Origin of the sequence: Streptococcus sp. HMSC076C09, assembly GCF_001837905.1 — a bacterium.
Classification (GTDB): Bacteria; Bacillota; Bacilli; order Lactobacillales; family Streptococcaceae; genus Streptococcus; species Streptococcus parasanguinis_I.
In genome coordinates this window covers 222797-240515 of record NZ_KV834606.1, presented here as the reverse complement: position 1 = coordinate 240515, position 17719 = coordinate 222797, and the positions used below count along the sequence as shown (strand labels likewise).

19 protein-coding genes are annotated in these 17719 nt (G+C 43.8%); 3 read left to right on the top strand and 16 right to left on the bottom strand.

The window, feature by feature from the left end:
• Positions 1-38: 38 nt before the first annotated feature.
• From HMPREF2704_RS01155 to cdaA, 8 genes are all read right to left on the bottom strand, one after another.
• The gene (locus tag HMPREF2704_RS01155) at positions 39-422 is read right to left on the bottom strand and encodes a RidA family protein (RefSeq protein WP_003006514.1); all 384 of its coding nucleotides are present in this window, start codon (positions 420-422) and stop codon (positions 39-41) included.
• Between the two features lie 18 nt (positions 423-440).
• Complete coding sequence (locus HMPREF2704_RS11035) at positions 441-605, bottom strand: hypothetical protein (protein WP_003006512.1); 165 nt, start codon at positions 603-605, stop codon at positions 441-443.
• A 51-nt stretch (positions 606-656) separates the two neighbouring features.
• Positions 657-1970: a GTPase ObgE gene (gene obgE, locus HMPREF2704_RS01150; protein ID WP_023917726.1), complete on the bottom strand. Its 1314-nt coding sequence runs from the start codon at positions 1968-1970 to the stop codon at positions 657-659.
• A gap of 33 nt (positions 1971-2003) precedes the next feature.
• Entirely contained in the window at positions 2004-2135 is a 132-nt protein-coding gene (locus HMPREF2704_RS01145) for a DUF4044 domain-containing protein (protein ID WP_003011566.1), read from the bottom strand.
• 117 nt (positions 2136-2252) lie between these two features.
• The gene (locus tag HMPREF2704_RS01140; protein ID WP_070845441.1) at positions 2253-3560 is read right to left on the bottom strand and encodes an LPXTG cell wall anchor domain-containing protein; all 1308 of its coding nucleotides are present in this window, start codon (positions 3558-3560) and stop codon (positions 2253-2255) included.
• A gap of 47 nt (positions 3561-3607) precedes the next feature.
• Positions 3608-4957, bottom strand: coding sequence for a phosphoglucosamine mutase (gene glmM / locus HMPREF2704_RS01135; RefSeq protein WP_023917722.1), 1350 nt, complete (start codon positions 4955-4957; stop codon positions 3608-3610).
• Positions 4958-4979: 22 nt separating this feature from the next.
• Positions 4980-5729 (bottom strand): CdaR family protein, encoded by a 750-nt coding sequence (locus HMPREF2704_RS01130; RefSeq protein WP_070845440.1) that lies wholly within the window; start codon positions 5727-5729, stop codon positions 4980-4982.
• Positions 5726-6574: a diadenylate cyclase CdaA gene (cdaA, locus tag HMPREF2704_RS01125; protein WP_070845439.1), complete on the bottom strand. Its 849-nt coding sequence runs from the start codon at positions 6572-6574 to the stop codon at positions 5726-5728. The genes HMPREF2704_RS01130 and cdaA overlap by 4 nt, the downstream gene beginning before the upstream one ends.
• A gap of 103 nt (positions 6575-6677) precedes the next feature.
• Here cdaA and murT point away from each other — a divergent pair, with 103 nt between their 5' ends.
• The 3 genes from murT to HMPREF2704_RS01110 are packed head-to-tail and all read left to right on the top strand — an operon-like array spanning position 6678 to position 9104.
• A complete protein-coding gene (murT, locus tag HMPREF2704_RS01120; protein WP_070845438.1) occupies positions 6678-8021 on the top strand; it encodes a lipid II isoglutaminyl synthase subunit MurT in 1344 nt (447 codons plus the stop codon).
• Entirely contained in the window at positions 8021-8809 is a 789-nt protein-coding gene (gatD, locus tag HMPREF2704_RS01115; protein ID WP_070673847.1) for a lipid II isoglutaminyl synthase subunit GatD, read from the top strand. Before murT ends, gatD begins: the two co-directional genes overlap by 1 nt.
• A gap of 10 nt (positions 8810-8819) precedes the next feature.
• The gene (locus HMPREF2704_RS01110) at positions 8820-9104 is read left to right on the top strand and encodes a lipopolysaccharide assembly protein LapA domain-containing protein (protein WP_024056107.1); all 285 of its coding nucleotides are present in this window, start codon (positions 8820-8822) and stop codon (positions 9102-9104) included.
• Between the two features lie 33 nt (positions 9105-9137).
• Here the strand turns inward: HMPREF2704_RS01110 and HMPREF2704_RS01105 are convergent, their stop codons facing one another.
• The 8 genes from HMPREF2704_RS01105 to murA all read right to left on the bottom strand — a co-directional run bounded on the left by HMPREF2704_RS01105 (position 9138) and on the right by murA (position 17700).
• Complete coding sequence (locus tag HMPREF2704_RS01105; protein ID WP_070673846.1) at positions 9138-10316, bottom strand: MFS transporter; 1179 nt, start codon at positions 10314-10316, stop codon at positions 9138-9140.
• Positions 10317-10424: 108 nt separating this feature from the next.
• Positions 10425-11546 (bottom strand): MFS transporter, encoded by a 1122-nt coding sequence (locus HMPREF2704_RS01100; protein WP_256318002.1) that lies wholly within the window; start codon positions 11544-11546, stop codon positions 10425-10427.
• 78 nt (positions 11547-11624) lie between these two features.
• Positions 11625-12500: an XRE/MutR family transcriptional regulator gene (locus HMPREF2704_RS01095; protein ID WP_070845437.1), complete on the bottom strand. Its 876-nt coding sequence runs from the start codon at positions 12498-12500 to the stop codon at positions 11625-11627.
• Positions 12501-14408, bottom strand: coding sequence for an ABC-F family ATP-binding cassette domain-containing protein (locus HMPREF2704_RS01090; RefSeq protein ID WP_061591128.1), 1908 nt, complete (start codon positions 14406-14408; stop codon positions 12501-12503).
• A gap of 103 nt (positions 14409-14511) precedes the next feature.
• Entirely contained in the window at positions 14512-15234 is a 723-nt protein-coding gene (locus HMPREF2704_RS01085; RefSeq protein ID WP_061591127.1) for a M57 family metalloprotease, read from the bottom strand.
• Positions 15235-15315: 81 nt separating this feature from the next.
• A complete protein-coding gene (locus tag HMPREF2704_RS01080; protein ID WP_070595168.1) occupies positions 15316-16155 on the bottom strand; it encodes a DNA/RNA non-specific endonuclease in 840 nt (279 codons plus the stop codon).
• Between the two features lie 83 nt (positions 16156-16238).
• Entirely contained in the window at positions 16239-16427 is a 189-nt protein-coding gene (locus HMPREF2704_RS01075) for a DNA-directed RNA polymerase subunit beta (protein WP_003006464.1), read from the bottom strand.
• The gene (gene murA, locus HMPREF2704_RS01070) at positions 16417-17700 is read right to left on the bottom strand and encodes a UDP-N-acetylglucosamine 1-carboxyvinyltransferase (protein WP_049474821.1); all 1284 of its coding nucleotides are present in this window, start codon (positions 17698-17700) and stop codon (positions 16417-16419) included. Before murA ends, HMPREF2704_RS01075 begins: the two co-directional genes overlap by 11 nt.
• Between the last annotated feature and the right edge of the window lie 19 nt (positions 17701-17719).

The window sequence follows — 17719 nt, the reverse complement described above, 5'->3', positions numbered from 1 at the left end:
CTGCTCTCCACTCTGTCTTTTTTGTCTTTGAATGGTTATTAGGCTTTGATTTCCGCAATAACTTCAATTTCAACCTTCACATCACGTGGCAGGCGTGCTACTTCAACAGCAGACCGAGCTGGAAACTCTGTAGTAAAGACTGTTTTATAGACCTCATTAAAAGGTACAAAGTCATTCATATCACTTAAGAAACAAGTGGTTTTCACCACGTGGTCGAAGTCTGTCCCAGCCTCTTCCAAAATAGCCCCAATGTTCTTTAAGACTTGCTCTGTTTGTTCTTGGATGGTTTCGCCAATGATTTCGCCTGTTTCAGGTGACAAGGGAACTTGTCCGCTTGCAAAGAGAAGATTCCCTACAATTTTCCCTTGAACATAAGGTCCAATTGCTGCGGGTGCTTTATCTGTATGAATTGTTTTTGCCATAGTATTCTCCAAGTCTATTTACTTCTGCTGGTTTTCTTTTGCTAATTTTTCCCTTTGTAAGCGTAATTTGCGCTTAGGATTTAGCGTATTAAAGAGTTCTTCTAGTTTTTCAGCATTCCAAACATCGGCTGCTGAAACAAAATTTCCATTTTCATCTCGAAAAGATATTGGTTTATCTCCCACTGAAAAAGCCTCACTTCTTATTTGGAATCCTTGATCCGCTGGGGATCTATCCTAATCTACAAACTCAAATTCAAATTTACCGATCCGGACGATATCGCCATCTTTTGCTCCACGCGCACGGAGAGCTTCATCAACCCCCATGCCACGCAATTGACGAGCAAATTTCATGACCGCTTCATCACGATCGAAATTCGTCATATTAAAGAGTTTTTCAAGTTTTTCACCAGACAAGACCCAAGCGGCATCGTCATCCCGACTGATGTCAAAGGCTGGCTGGTCTTCATCAAAGCCATAGTAGACTTCTTCTTGGGCCATTTCGTCTTCTGAATACAAGAGGAATTCTGGTGTTTTGTCTAACAATTCTGCCGTTGCTTCTAACAAGTTGTCCAAACCTTGATGCGCCAAACTAGAGATCGGGAAGATCTGTGGCAGTTCATCAAACTCATCGTAATTGGCCGCCAATTTCTTCTTGAACTCTTTCAAGTTTTCTTGACTCTCTGGCATATCCATCTTATTTGCCACGATAATCTGAGGTCGCTCCATCAAACGAAGATTATAGGTTTCAAGCTCTTTATTGATTTGAACATAATCTTCGTAAGGATCGCGTCCTTCACTGGCTGACATATCGATAACATGCAAGATAACCCGGGTGCGCTCGATGTGACGAAGGAACTGGGTTCCGAGTCCGACACCTTGGCTAGCTCCTTCAATCAATCCAGGAAGGTCTGCGACTGCAAAGGATTCACCTGACGGCGTCCGAACCATGCCCAAGTTTGGAACGATGGTTGTGAAATGATAAGCTCCAATCTTTGGTTTGGCAGAAGTAATGACACTGAGAAGAGTTGATTTCCCTACTGATGGGAAGCCAACCAAACCAACGTCTGCCAAGACCTTGAGTTCTAATTCGAGTTCACGTTCCTGACCAGGTTCCCCATTCTCAGAAATCTCTGGGGCTGGATTTTTAGGAGTGGCAAAACGAATGTTTCCACGTCCGCCACGGCCACCGTGGGCGACAATGTACTCTTGTCCATTTTCAACTAGGTCCGTAATGACCTTGCCAGTCTCGGCATCTCGGACGGTCGTTCCTTGAGGAACCCGAACATAGAGATCTTCTGCTCCCCGTCCGTGCATCCCTTTGGTCATTCCTTTTTCCCCATTTTGGGCTTTGAAATGCCGGTTATAACGGAAGTCCATCAAGGTGCGCAAGCCTTCGTCTACTACGAAGATGACATTGCCACCACGACCTCCATCACCACCCCAAGGTCCGCCATTAGGGACATATTTTTCACGGCGAAAAGCCACCATGCCATCGCCGCCATTTCCAGCCTTGACCTTAATCTTGGCTGTATCTAAAAACATACTCATAAATAGATGATTTCCTTTATTTCTGCGTGCGTCTTAGTAAGAAAGAGCACCAATTGCGGTTGCAAAGATTGCACCAACCGTTACAATCAACATAATCACAATGACCACCATCGTGATCATTTCAAATGGTGTTTTTTTACGTTTTCCGTTATCTCCAAAAGCCACTTCTAATACCTCGATTACTATAAATTCATTAGCCCTATTTTACCACGAAATAGGGGATTTTTCAAATCGAGCCTACACAAAAAGACCAGACAGATGTCTGATCTTTTATGAATAGATTTAGGAATCTTTTCTTACACGTAAAACGCCAACTGATAGAATTGCTAGGAAGACACCCATGACAAGAACCACCGGTGTCATCTTTTCACCTGTACTTGGAAGAACTTTTTTCTTACCAGGTTTTGGAGCTTCTTCTTTAACAGAAGATGAAGATGATTTCAATGAAGAACTTGATGTGGATGTTGAGTTCGATGTAGAGCTAGAACTCGTTGAAGATGATGAGCTTGATGAAGAACTAGAGCTTGATGAAGAACTAGAACTTGATGAGGAGGTTGAGCTAGATGTCGGTGGCGTTTGTTCTTTCTCACCCAATCCTTCGCCAGATCCTGTTTCCAATCGCACTTCACGGGTTAAACTACGCGGTGCTGGGAAATTGGTTGCCGTCCATGTTAACGTATTATGGACAATATCGCCTACTTTCGTTCCAGGTGCCACTTTTGTAGAATATTCAATATACATTGGCCAATTGTAGTTATCACCAAATTCAATTGTAAAACCAGTGGTCTTTCCATCTGCATTCTTATCGAAAACAGCTTTTTTAGTAAAGTTATCCAGAACTGGGAGACTTAAGATCTGAGCTTCGTTCTTAATCCCACCTTGGACAGGAGCATAACGAACAGCGCGTAAGCTCCCTTCAACCAATGTTAAGCCATCTCCGAATTGGTCTTTAATGACCATTCCTCGAAGCATATCTTGGCGAGCATTTAAGAGAATCCGCCATTTGATAATGGTTGGATCAGACTTATCTTGGTAGCCGTATTTCATCTCATAGTCTCCAGCTTCTCCAGCTGTTTTTTCATAATTCAATGAAAAATCTGTATTTCCTAGTTTAAACTGGATTGGAGATGTTTTTGTAACTACTTCTGAGTCTACTTTTACATCAAAATGAAGAGCAACTCGTTTGTTGAGTGGATGAGATGCGAAATAATCATTAAAGGTAACGGTCACTGTTTTCTTAGCTGTATCAACGACAGCTTTCCCCACCGTCTGACCATTTGATTGGCCTTCCTCAAGAACATTGAATTCCAATGCTGTGTAGAGGGCTAATTCTTTTGGCAAACTAAGAGTTAAGGTATCACCAGCTTGAATAGTTTGCGAATCTGGAAAGGCTAAATAAATACTTGCTGACAATTTTTCATTTGTCAACACCTTGCTCCCATTTGTTAGCGTGTTACCGTCTTTCGTTAGACGTGCTGTCTGTGTATATGATGAGACTTCTGCAGCATGAATTGTTTTAGTCAAACCAGCTGTGAATAGAATCGTTAGCACTAAGGCAAGTGCCCATACAATTTGACGAACCTGTTTCATATATACCTCCTCTGCTCGCCTATTTGCGAGCCATGTTTTTTACAAGGTTAAAGTCCGATTTCTGCTTGAACAACTGCAGCAATGGTATCTACATAGTAGTCCACTTCTTCATGTGTAGGTGCTTCTGCCATCACACGAAGGAGGGGTTCAGTTCCACTTGGACGCACGAGGATGCGTCCATTTCCTGCCATTTCCGCTTCCATTTTTTCAATGATTTCACGAATAGCAGGCACTTCCATCGCCTTGTCTTTCATGCTATTTTCAACCCGGATATTGACGAGTTTTTGTGGATAAATGGTTACTTCAGCAGCCAATTCAGATAATTTCTTGCCGGTTTCTTGCATGATTTTAGTCAATTGAACGCCTGTTAATTGACCATCACCAGTTGTATTGTAATCCATGATGACTACGTGACCAGATTGTTCACCACCAAGATTGTATCCTGATTTGCGCATCTCTTCGACCACATAACGATCTCCAACAGCTGTGATTTCTTTTTGAATCCCCTTCGCATCCAATGCCTTGTGGAAGCCGAGATTAGACATGACGGTTGTGACGATCGTATTTTTTTCGAGCAAGCCTTTGCTTGAAAGATAAGAACCGATGATGTACATGATCTTATCTCCGTCTACAATCTCTCCATTTTCATCAACAGCAATCAAGCGATCGCTGTCTCCGTCAAAGGCAAGACCAATCGCTGCGCCTACTTCTTTTACTTTCTCTTGCAAATGCTCTGGGTGAGTAGAACCAACCCCATCATTGATGTTCAAACCATCTGGGTTTTCACCGATGACGGTCAATTGAGCTCCCAAATCTGCAAAGATTTGACGCGCACTAGTAGAGGCTGCACCATTTGCTGTATCTAAGACTACGTGCATGCCTTCGAGTTGAACGCCTGTCGAGACAAGGAATTCTTGATACTTACGCAAGCCTTCTGGATATTCCATGACCGTTCCTAAACCTTGTGCACTTGGACGTGGAAGCGTATCTTCAGCCGCATCAAGCAAGGCTTCAATTTCAAGTTCGCGATCATCATCCAATTTGAAGCCATCACCACCAAAGAATTTGATGCCATTGTCCAAGGCTGGATTGTGGCTAGCAGAAATCATCACTCCGGCGCTGGCTTTTTCCGTACGAACTAGATAAGCAACACCTGGTGTTGCAATCACACCCAACTTGTAGACGCGAATCCCAACAGATAAGAGCCCAGCAATTAAGGCATGCTCTAACATTTCACCAGAAATACGCGTATCACGTCCAACAAATACCAAGGGTGTTTCTTCTTCATGTTGGCTCAACACATAGCCACCGAAACGGCCTAGTTTAAAAGCCAATTCTGGCGTTAATTCTACATTTGCTTCTCCACGGACACCGTCCGTTCCAAAATATTTACCCATTCTTCATTACCTTTTTTACTTTCTAATTACTTGAACTGGAGGAGGTCGACGACGAACTGCTAGAGCTTGACGTAGACGAGCTACTCTTTGTGGTCACTTGAATCCGTGTTTCACTCGGATTTACTAGACCTGGTAGAACATTTCCTTGGGCATCTACTGCATTTAAGGAAATGGTTCCGCTATAATTTCCACTAATGATCTCACTGGATGGGAAGACGGCTTGGACATGATCAATGCGACTCAAGGTTTCTTGATCGCTGGTCACTTCTACCTTGGTGGTTTCAAGAGAAATATCCGATACCGTTATTCCATCCACAATTTGATTGTCCGGGATCGTGGCCCTGACCGCAAACGATTTTTTCGCTTTCTTCCCGATTTTTACAGAAACTTTCTGAGGCTCTACGGTTGCGGTCAAACCTGCTGGAAGATCTTCTACAATCAACGGCACTTCGACGGTACCTTCCTTGGCCTTACGAAGATCCGCTACCACGCGAAACTTCCGAGTTCCCGGTTGCATTTCGCTTGCTAGAGCGACCCGGTTTGAACCCTTTAGAAAGACCGTTACCTCTGATGTTAACCCACTGACAAAGTATGTCTTGTCATTGTACTTGGCATCAATTGGAATATTGGTCAAGGTATTGGTGTAGGTCTCTGAACTCACTTGTCTAGCGCTGCTATTATTTTGAAAATTAAAGGATGACGCATTGATAAACAAGATAAAGGACAATAAGACGGAGGCGAAAACATAAAGAAATTCTTTTTTCGATCTCATTTTGTTACCCTCCCAAATAGACGCTCTTTCCAACTAATCGTCTTATTCTCTTCAGGGACCAAGAAGGCTCTCAATTCTGCCTCAAACTCTTCTAAGGTTAAATCATGTCGGAAGGTTCCATTATAGGTTACAGAGATCCCGCCCGTTTCTTCTGATACCACAAAGGTAAAGGCATCCGAAACTTCAGACAAACCAATGGCTGCGCGGTGACGCGTTCCGAACTCTTTTGAAATTCCAGTGTTTTCTGTCAAGGGCAGGTAGGCACAAGAAACAGCGATTTTATCATTGCGAACAATGACCGCCCCATCGTGCAGAGGAGTATTTGGAATGAAGATATTAATCAGCAATTCTCCTGAAATATCTGCATCCAGAGGAATACCTGTGGAGATATATTCCTGAAGGGTTCTGGCTCCTTGAATAGCTACCAAGGCACCAATCTTACGTGGGCTCATATAAGCCACTGCCTTAACATAGGCCTGTACCATCTTCTCTTCCTGACTGACTTCACTCGTCGTAAAGAACTCTGTCGCCCGACCTAAACGCTCTAAGCCAATCCGAATTTCAGGGGAGAAAATCACAACCAGCGCGATAACCCCATAGGTAATCACTTGATTGATCAGCCAAGAAATAGTCGTTAAACCCAAAAAATTGGCTAAAAATTGAGCCAAGAAAAAGATAATGACCCCACGCACCAAAATCATGATCTTGGTCCCGACGATGGCCTTGATCAAAAAATACAACAACCAAGCCACCAGGGCAATATCGATGATATTGATAATAACACTCCACCAATTCGGGAACAAACTGGTCCAAAATTGTGGATTTGAAAACTGTTGAATATTCATATTCTCATACCTACCACTTCTCTAAAAGACATCATCTTATTATAACACGTTTCAACAGATTTTTCTGTAACCTTCTGATGCTTTTTATGATAAAATATGATTTATGAAGATAAATACAACCTTGGGCCTTCTGGCAGGAAAGCTTTCCGGCTCTATTCTAGAAAAGATGGGGCGGGGATCAACCCTACCAGGTAAAGTAGCCCTCAAATTTGATAAAGATATTCTCAGTCAACTGGCAAAAAACTATGAGATTGTTGTGATTACAGGGACAAATGGAAAAACCCTGACCACTGCGCTAACAGTAGGTATTCTCCAAGAAGCTTTTGGACCTATTTTGACCAATCCAAGTGGGGCCAATATGATCTCTGGGATTACAACGACCTTCTTACGGGCTAAGCATTCGAAATCAAATCGACCGATTGCGGTACTTGAAATTGACGAGGCCAGCCTCTCTCGGATTTGTGATTATATTAAGCCCAGCCTTTTTGTGATCACTAATATTTTCCGGGACCAGATGGACCGCTATGGAGAGATCTATACGACCTACCAAATGATTTTGGATGCCATTCACAAGGTCCCAACTGCAACAGTCTTGTTAAATGGTGATAGTCCGCTCTTTAATAGTCAGACCTTATCCAATCCGATCCAATATTATGGATTTGATACTGACAAATCAGAGCCACAACTAGCTCATTACAATACGGAAGGAATCCTCTGTCCGCATTGCCACAACATCCTCAAGTACAAGCTCAATACCTATGCAAATCTTGGGGATTATATCTGTGAGCACTGTGGTTTCCACAGGCCTCCTCTGACTTATGCCGTATCAGACCTCCTCTCATTAACCCAGCGCTCTTCCCAATTCCGGATTCAAGGCCAAGACTACCACATCAATATCGGCGGTCTTTACAACATCTACAATGCCTTAGCTGCTGTTTCCGTTGCTGGATTCTTTGGAGTTCAACCTGAAGTGATTAAGCAAGGATTTGATCGCAGTCGCGCTGTCTTTGGTCGTCAGGAAACCTTTAAGATTGGGGATAAGGAATGTACCTTGGTTTTGATTAAGAATCCAGTTGGTGCGACCCAAGCTATTGAAATGATCAAACTAGCTCCTTATTCCTTTAGCTTATCAGCCCTCCTCAATGCGAATTATGCGGATGGGATCGACACCAGCTGGATTTGGGATGCGGACTTTGAGCAAATCACCCAGATGGATATTCCAGAAATCAATGCTGGTGGGGTGCGCCACTCTGAGATTGCTCGGCGACTTCGGGTCACTGGCTATCCGGCTGAAAAGATCACAGAAATGGCTGAATTAAAAGAGGTCTTCCAACGCATCCAGCAACAGGAAACCCCTCACGCTTACATTTTAGCTACCTATACGGCCATGCTTGAATTCCGTGAACTCTTGGCCCAAGAACACCTGATTGAAAAGGAGATGCACTAATGACTTATACTTCTCTAGAATCTTCTGATCAGGCACAGTATCCATACAGCCTGCGCATTGCCCATCTCTACGGCAACTTAATGAATACCTACGGAGACAATGGAAATATCCTCATGCTCAAGTACGTTGCTGAAAAACTTGGAGCCCATGTCACAGTGGATATCGTCTCTCTCAAAGACCGGTTCGACCCTGATGCCTATGATATCGCCTTTTTCGGTGGCGGCCAAGACTACGAACAGACCATTGTATCAGAAGATCTACCAGATAAAAAAGAAGATCTTGAACGCTTCATTCATGACGATGGTGTGGTCCTTGCTATCTGTGGTGGCTTTCAGCTTCTGGGTCAGTACTACATTGAAGCTTCTGGCAAACGCATTGAAGGGCTCGGTATTATGGGCCACTATACGCTCAACCAAGTCAACAACCGCTATATCGGTGATATCAAGATCCATAACGAAGAATTTAACGAAACCTATTATGGTTTTGAAAACCACCAAGGTCGGACCTTCTTGGCAGAGGATGAAAAACCGCTGGGCAAGGTTGTCTATGGAAATGGGAACAACAAAGAAGATGGGTGCGAAGGGGTTCATTACAAGAACGTCTTTGGAAGCTACTTCCACGGTCCTATCTTGTCCCGAAATGCCAATTTGGCCTATCGTCTAGTGAGCACTGCTTTAAAAAATAAATATGGCAAGGACCTTTCCCTACCGGCTTATGAGGATATTCTAAGCCTAGAGCAACCGGAAGAGTACGCTGATGTGAAAAGCAAGGCCCCTGCTGAACAATAAGGAGATAATGATGAACAAAAATAATCTACACTACATTGCTTTATTACTTTTAATTTTATTGATTGCTGGTATTTCCCTTGCAAACATGCAATCAGTCACTGTGAATTTCCTCTTGGTCCAATTTAAATTGCCCTTGATCATTCTGATCTTGCTCTGTGTCCTCTTGGGTGCATTTGTCATGACCTTGGTTAATTTTTCAAAGGGCTTCTCCCTAAAAAAAGAACTCAAGAGCACTCAAAAGCAACTGGAGGAAGAAAAGAAAGAAGTTAAAATAGAAGAAAAAAATAACAACTAAAAAAGCACCATTCGGTGCTTTTTTCATGTTGTTCTAATGATTTTTTGCTTGTAGGTGCTTGGCGACTACTTGAGCTATGAGTGAAAAGAGAATGACACCAGCTCCGATCAGGAGAAAGGATTCTACTCGGACGCTTGGTAACCAGGTCATCAAGCCTTTAGCCACAGGCATAAAGAGAATGGCCAAGGTAAAAATGGTGCTTAAGACCCTGCCCAGGTAGTCTCCTTCTACCTTGGTTTGCACTTGGGTAAAAAAGTGAATATTAAAAATCGTCATAAAGAGTTCACAGACTAAATTTCCAGAAAAGGAAAGAAGGTGAGGAAGAGGCAAGCCCATCATGAACACTCCCACTCCTGTTAAAATCAATAAGAAGAGAAGCATCTCCATGCTTGATTTAAATTTATTAGCAATCAAGGCTCCGATGATGGAGCCAATAGCCCCCAAGGTTAAGATGGTTGCATAAGCGCCCTTGACCCCGTAAAGGCGATTGGAAAAGGGAAGTAAAAACTCAAAAGCTGCAAAAAAGAAATTGACGCTGGAAGCCACCAATAGAAGGAAGAAAATCTCTTTCTGATGCCAGATATAGTGCAGTCCATCCTTGATATCCGAAAAAATATCTTTTCCCGTAAACCGTTTCTTTTCTTGAACTTTGGCTTCTTCTTTGGGAAGGAATGCCACTAGGACAAAGGCGATGAAAAAGGTCAGTGCATCCAGTAAGAGGGTCGCATGGAGACTGGCAAATTGTAAAACAAGGAAAGAGAACACAGGTGAGCTAACACCAACAACCTGTAAGACCAGCTCCAAGCTGGCATTATAGGTCACAATCTCGTCCTTCTCTACGACCTCAGTGATAATGGCTTTGTTGGCCGTACGAGAAAATGCAAAGGCAATGGCCTGAACAATATTGGCAACAATCAGGGCTGCAATCATCCAACGATCGTTCCTGATAAAAGAAATGCCCAAACAAAGGAGACCACAAACCAAGTCGGTTGTCATCAAAATCTTGCGTCGGGAAAAACGGTCTGAGATCACGCCACCAAATGGATTGACTAGAATGGAGGTGACAAGTTCAGAAATCTGATAAATCCCTAATACCGTCTTTCCCACCGTCCCCATCGAGGCCAGCCAAACACTATTCCCATAATCATAGAGCATATTTCCCATTCGATTGATTGCCCCACGAGCAATCAGCTGGATAGCATGTCGATTCATAAAAAACCTCCTTCATTTTCTGAAACTATTGTATCAGTTCATGAAAGAGGTTTTCATTTTGTCCCCTATTTGGGAAAATTAATGCTTTACAAATTTATCGAAGGATGCCTACTGTTCTTTTGATTGAAGCTGCTTAGCTACTAGCTGAGCCAAGAGTGAAAAGAGAATAACCCCAGCTCCAATCAAGAGAAATGATTCCATACGGACGCTTGGCAACCAAGTCATCAACCCTTTGGCGATGGGCATAAAGAGAACAGCCAAGGTATAAATTGTGCTCAATACTCTACCTAGATAATCATCTTCCACCTTGGTTTGTACTTGGGAAAAAACGTGGATGTCGAAAATGGTCACAAAAAATTCACAGACCAGATTTCCTGAAAAGGAAAGATAAGGTGGAAGGGGCAAGCCCATTATGAACACTCCTATCCCTGCCAAAAGCAGTAAAAACAGGAGAATTCTCATACTTGATTTCATTTTATTGGCAACAAGTGCTCCTAGAATAGATCCAATAGCTCCCAGCGTTAAAATGGTCGCATAAGCTCCTTTAACCCCGTATAGACGATTCGAGAAGGGAAGTAAAAACTCAAAAGCCGCAAAAAAGAAATTGACGCTAGAAGCCACTAATAAGAGAAAGAAAATCTCTTTCTGATGCCAGATATAGTCTAACCCATCCTTGATATCAGAAAAAATATCTTTCCCGGTAAACTGTTTCCTCTCTTGCACCTTAGCTTCTTCTTTCGGAAGGAAAGCCACTAGAACAAAGGCAATGAAAAAGGTCAGCGCATCCAGTAAGAGGGTCGCATGAAGACTGGCAAATTGTAGAACTAGGAAAGAAAAAACAGGTGAACTGACACTAACAACCTGTAAGACCAACTCCAAGTGAGCATTATAGGTCACAATCTCATCTTTCTCAACAACCTCTGTGATAATAGCTTTATTGGCAGGTCGAGAAAAACCAAAGGCAATGGCCTGAACAATATTGGCAAAAATAAGAGCCGCAATCATCAAGCTATCATTTGTGATAAAAGAAATCGCCAAACAAAGGAGTCCACAAACCAGGTCGGTCGTCATCAAAATCTTGCGACGAGAAAAACGGTCTGAAATCACTCCTCCAAAAGGATTCACGAGAATCCCTGTCACTAACTCAGAAATTTGATAGATCCCTAATACCGTCTTTCCTATAGTCCCCATCGAGGCTAGCCAGACACTATTTCCATAGTCATAGAGCATATTTCCAATTTTGTTAATAGCTCCACGACTAATTAATTAGACCGCATGTCGGTTCATAAAATCTCCTTTATCACTGTCCTATTTAGAACATTCATTTTTTACAAATTTATCAAAGTGTTCTTGATAATAGGCCACCTGCTCTGGCAGTCCCAGCACATCAAAAATGTGCATGGCTTCCTGCATTTGCTGCCGGCCTTCTTCTGTTTGCCCCTTTTGGTACCGAGCAAATCCCTTAAGATAATGAAAAACATTGCGTTCGTAGAGTTTGATGCTCTTCCCGATAATCTTTTCTACATAGGCTTCAAAATAGCTGGCATTTTCAAAAGAATAGTGTTCTAAACAATGCTGGTAGCAATTCAGGGCCAGAATTAAGACCAGTTTTCGATGGCGACCAATTTCTTTGTAGAAATCTTCACGCTCCATCACTTCTCTCCCAAGGCGAGCAACATAGTCCACATCATAAAAGCTGTAGAGATTGCCAAAGAGGATCAACTCATACATGGTCCACTCTTCCGTTTGAAAGAGGTAATCCGCCACCTTATCCAGATCACGCTGTTTCATCGAGAAGTTTGCATCTCTCTGGCAAATCAGGCCTTGTAGCAGGATCCAGTTCAGCTCAAAATAGAGAGGATTGGTCGAACCTTTAGCCTTTTCAAGTTGTTCTTCTTGAAGCTTTTGAAAACCTGCAATATCATTTGAGTAGTAAAGCGGAATAATCTGAGCCATCAAAGCGACATGCTCATGGTGTTGAAAATTTCTGGCCTTATCCATAAAATTCTCAATCGTCACATGGATATTGTCCAAAATGTCAAAGAAGCGCGAAGCAGCCAGATCCGACTCCCCCAATTCAAAACGGGATAATTGGGAAGTCGAGCAAGCTTCTCCCGCAGCTTCTTTTAACGAATAATTTTTGCTGATTCGAAATTCACGAAAAACTTTGCCAAGATCGTCCATCTATTCCACCTGCTCTGACAGTTCTGCCCACTCTTCCATGACTGCTTCCTGCTGGACAGTTAGTTGATCCAGCTCGCTTTGGAGTTGGACCAAGTCGGCTGCATCGTTGGTGCTATGCATGGTTTCGGTGATGTCTTGGATTTTCTGATCCAGCTCTTCCATTTCTGCTTCCAATTGCTCAATGCGACGAGTGATTTTCCGGAGTTCCTTCTGGTTTTGTTTCTGCAAGTGATAATCATTGCTGGTGCCTTCTTCGGTCGAAGAAACAGGCACAGCTTCTGCTTGTGCTGCAGCAAGGGCCTCTAACTCTGCTTTCTTCTCCAGATAATAGTCATAGTCTCCTAGATAAAGAGTTGAGCCCTCTTCTGAGAGTTCCAAGACTTGTGTGGCTACCCGATTGATAAAGTAACGGTCGTGGCTGACAAAGAGCAAGGTGCCGTCAAAATCAATCAAGGCATTTTCCAGCACTTCCTTGCTATCGATATCCAAGTGGTTGGTCGGCTCGTCGAGAATCAAAAAGTTGTTATTTTCCATAGACAACTTGGCTAGAAGCAAGCGCGCCCGCTCTCCACCCGACAGCATGCCGACGGTTTTCTTGACATCATCCCCAGAGAAAAGAAAGGCTCCCAGGCGATTGCGAATTTCTACTTCTGGCGTCAGTTTAAAGTCATTCCAAAGCTCATCCAAGACACTGTTGTGTGGCGTTAGTTTACTTTGGGTCTGGTCATAGTAGCCCACCTCGACATTGGCCCCAAAACGGGCTTCCCCCTTGATAAAAGGAATTTGTCCGACAATAGACTTGATTAAGGTCGATTTCCCGATCCCATTTGGTCCCACAATAGCGACTGCATTCATCTTGCGGATATCCAAATTAATAGGCTCTGAGAGGATTTGATCGTCATAGCCGACGGCTGCCTCTTCTACTGTCAGGACGACATTTCCCGAAGTCTTATCAGCATGGAAGGTCATATGGGCAGACTTGGTCCCAGCTTCAGGCTTGTCTAGGCGCTCCATTTTTTCCAACTGCTTGCGCCGAGACTGAGCCCGCTTGGTAGTCGAAGCCCGCACCAAATTGCGATTAACAAAGTCTTCCAGCGCAGCAATTTCTTTTTGTTGCTTCTCGTAGTTCTTGGCTTCGGTCAGCAGTTTTTGCTCCTTTTGCTCCACAAAGCTAGAGTAATTACCGACATAGCGGTCCAAGGAATGCTTGGTCAAGTCCAGTGTAATGGTGGCGACCTTATCTAGGAAATACCGGTCGTGGCTGACAATGAGAAGGGCCCCGCTATAATTGACCAAATAGTTTTCCAACCAGGCGATGGTCTCAATATCCAAGTGGTTGGTCGGCTCGTCCAGTACCAAGAGATTTGGTTTTTCTAGAAGCATCTTGGCCAGAGCTAGACGGGTATTTTGCCCTCCAGACAGCTCTTCAATCTTCATCTGCCACATGGACTCATCGAACTTAAAGCCGTTGAGAATAGCGCGGATATCAGCTTCATAGGTAAAGCCACCAGCCTGACGGAATTCTTCCGATAGACGGTCATAGTCCTGCATGAGTTTTTCTAAGTCAACCCCAGTTTTTTCCCCCATCGCAAGCTCCATTTGCCGCAAGGTTTTCTCGGTCTTTCTGAGATCGTCAAAGACATGGAGCATCTCATCGTAGATAGTATTGGACGACTCAAATCGACTATCCTGGGCTAAATAAGAGAGAGAAAGGTCCCGCTTTTTATTGATTTCTCCTGAAGTTGGTTCTTCTTCTCCCACCAAGATTTTTAAGAGGGTAGACTTGCCGGCTCCGTTCTTTCCGACCAGGGCAATCCGGTCCCGTTCATCCACCTGCAGGCTGATATTATCAAAAAGAACCTCCCCTGCAAAAGAGCGCTCAATTTTGTTGGCTTGTAAAATAATCATGTCCCTATTTTACTATCTTTTTACGGATTAAACAAGAAAAGACGAGCCATCAAAAAAATCCTGAGCCCCTTGAGGCTCAGAACTTTTGAAAGTATTTTAAAACTTATTCTTCCTTATACAATTGTCGGACTGCTTCCACATCTATATCCTGGATACTGTAGAAGGAGCCAGCTGGTTGCATGACCGATTCTCCATCAGTGTGGTCCAGCCCAATGGCATGGCCTAGCTCATGCTCAGCTGTATTGACAATCCGATCATAACTATAGTTATAGACATAATTTAAAAGATAATGGCGATTGAGACGCACTGTGATGTGGGTGAACCGGTTGGTTAAAAGGTTAGTCTGAGAGGCAGTCTCTCCTGCAGCAGAAACCGATGCGTTATCCATTTCCGTCAAGACCACATTAGCCTCTTTTTCATTTGTAACCAACTTGAAGGTAAAGGCGCCTGTTTGGTTCCAAGCCTCAACAGCATCCCGATAAGCTTTTACAAAAGTTTGACTGATATTGGGATCCAGGTAGACCGTGGCCTCCGCTTTCTCCCAGCGAGCACCGCTATGCTCATGATTGTCTGTCTGCGTAGTCTGTGAGCTAGGTGTCATCCCAAAGCGCGATGCAAAACCCTGATCTCCAAATAAATTGCCGACTTGATAGACAACCTTTTGGGCAGCTCGTCCAAACCCATCCATACCAGAACTAGGAGAATCTGTGAAATAGATGATCCCCACTAGGACGAGAAAACTGATGGCAATGGTCCAGAAAAATCCCCAAAAAAGACTCCAAGCCATGCGAAGGATTCCTCTGAAAAATCGAAAAATGGTTCTCATACATTCTCCTTTCTCTTAAAGAAGGTATGCAATTGTAACACCCCATTCTTAAAAATAACTTAAATAACTACGTTTTCCAGCTTATTGATGAACGGTTACTTTGCCTGTCTGGTAATCCAGGCTAATCCCACTTTGAACATTGGGAACAAAAACATTGAACTCAAGGGTCCCATCACTCGATTTGGCTTCGATATGAGAACCTAATGGAATCAAATCTTTCGGCTGGTTGTAGATCAAGGTCACCCGATAGCGGATCCGCTTGTTCTTATCCAGTGCTTTTCGAACCAGGGTCTCGTAGTAGTTTTGACCGGTGGAATGAGGATCATTGGCTTGATTAGACCAAGCCGTTTGTACAGCGATATTTTTTGGATTGCTAGTCGAAGCATCGAAACCTTTGAGATTGCCGATCAAGGCGTAGCCCAATAGGTGGCCCCGATCCACAGCATGGTCATACTCGCCGGACAGATTGTGGACCTGATGCCAACCTGCTGGTTTCCAATCGGTTAGGCCACTACCTGTTGCATCTCGATCTCTGTACTGGCGAGTCGCCTTGGTCATAATAGCGTTCGCAACCGTCGGTACGGTCTTTCCATTCACTTCTTTTGTCTTGTTATCCGCATAGGGTTGACTAGCCACACTGGCATCCAGATCTGTGCGATTTCCCTTAACTACAAAGGCTCCAGCACCATTCCATTCCAAGTCATTTCCTAATTGTGAACGAGCAGATTTCGTTAATACAGAGCTAGCTAACTCTTTACTAGGTGTTTCTTGTTGGCTACTAGTCACCACCGAAACAACCTGATCTGTCGCTTCTTTTACCGTCGGTTGATTAAAATAATAGCCCCCGATAGCTAGGGCCGTTGCCACCACAAAACCTGCTAGGGTTTGTTTGGTTCGTTTGCTTACTGTTTGTTTTGCCATGTCTCTCTCCAAAAAAGAGCAGCGCTAGATGGGTCATTGACTCGATTCGCTGCTCTCCTTTTTACTCAATTTTAGTTAAAAGCTTATTTGCCCGTTAGCTTTCCAATGATCTCTGACCAAGTATCCGGAGAGAGAATGGACCATGGATTTTTTCCATCTCCAATCACTCCATAGCCAATGACCAAACCAACTGCAAAAATGATGATTCCAATCACAGCCAACAGGAGGACAATTCCTAGCTGTTTTCCAACATAGCGAAGATTAGTTTTCATCGTCTTCTTCCTCTACACGTTTCACGTCTGCACCTAGTGCCACCAATTTCTCATGGAATTGATAATAACCACGATCTAAGTGACTTAATTTGCTGACTTTCGTTTCTCCTTCTGCTACCAAGCCCATCAAGACCAAGGTTGCACTTGCTCGTAAATCGGTCGACATAACCTCTGCACCTTGGAAGCTTTCCCCTCCAACGATACGAGCTGTATCCCGCATAATATCCGAGTGAACGCCCATCCGACGCATTTCTTCCAAATGCTGGAAGCGATTCTCAAAAACCGTTTCAATCATGGTAGACTCACCTTTAGCCATGGCCATCAAGGCTGTGAATTGAGCCTGCATATCGGTTGGGAATCCTGGATACGGAAGGGTTTTAACGGTCACTGGACGGAGCTTACTGATATCCGACTGAATCCGAATTCCATTTTCTTCTTCGGTTACCGTCACACCCATCTCCTGCATCTTAGATAGAAGCGGACGGTTGTGTTCCCAAATGGCATCTTCGATTAAGACGTCTCCACCAGTCATGGCTGCCCCAATCATAAAGGTTCCAGCCTCGATGCGGTCTTGCACAACATTGTGGTTTGCACCGTGCAAGCTCTCCACACCAACAATGGTCAAGGTCTCAGTTCCTGCACCCTTGACGTTAGCCCCCATTTTATTCAGCAAGAGAGCTAGGTCAACAATTTCAGGTTCTCGAGCTGCATTTTCAATCACCGTGACTCCATCTGCCAAGGTTGCCGCCATCATAATATTTTGTGTCGCCCCTACTGATGGGAAGTCCATATAGATGTGTGCTCCCTTGAGACGATCTGCTTTTGCTTCAATATAGCCGGCTGTTTGGGTAATTTCAGCTCCCATAGCTTCCAGACCTTTCAAGTGGAGGTCAATCGGACGACTACCGATCGTACAGCCTCCAGGCATGGAAACTTTGGCATGGCCATTGCGTGCCAAGACAGGACCTAGGACAACGATAGAAGCCCGCATCTTGCTCACATACTTATAAGGTGCTTCCTCTGATAATTTTGCTTGCGCATCTACGACAACCGTATTGTCTTCTTCATTGAAGGTTACTTGTGCATTCAACCCACGAACAACATTGTTCATTGTAAAGACATCTGATAAAACAGGTACATTTTTCAAGGTTGTCACGCCCTCGCTTGCTAGAACTGTTGCAGCAAGAAGAGGAAGGACAGCATTTTTTGCTCCTTCGATTTTGACGGTTCCAACCAGTCGATTATGACCACCATTAACGATTATTTTTTCCATACGGGATTGTTCTCCAATT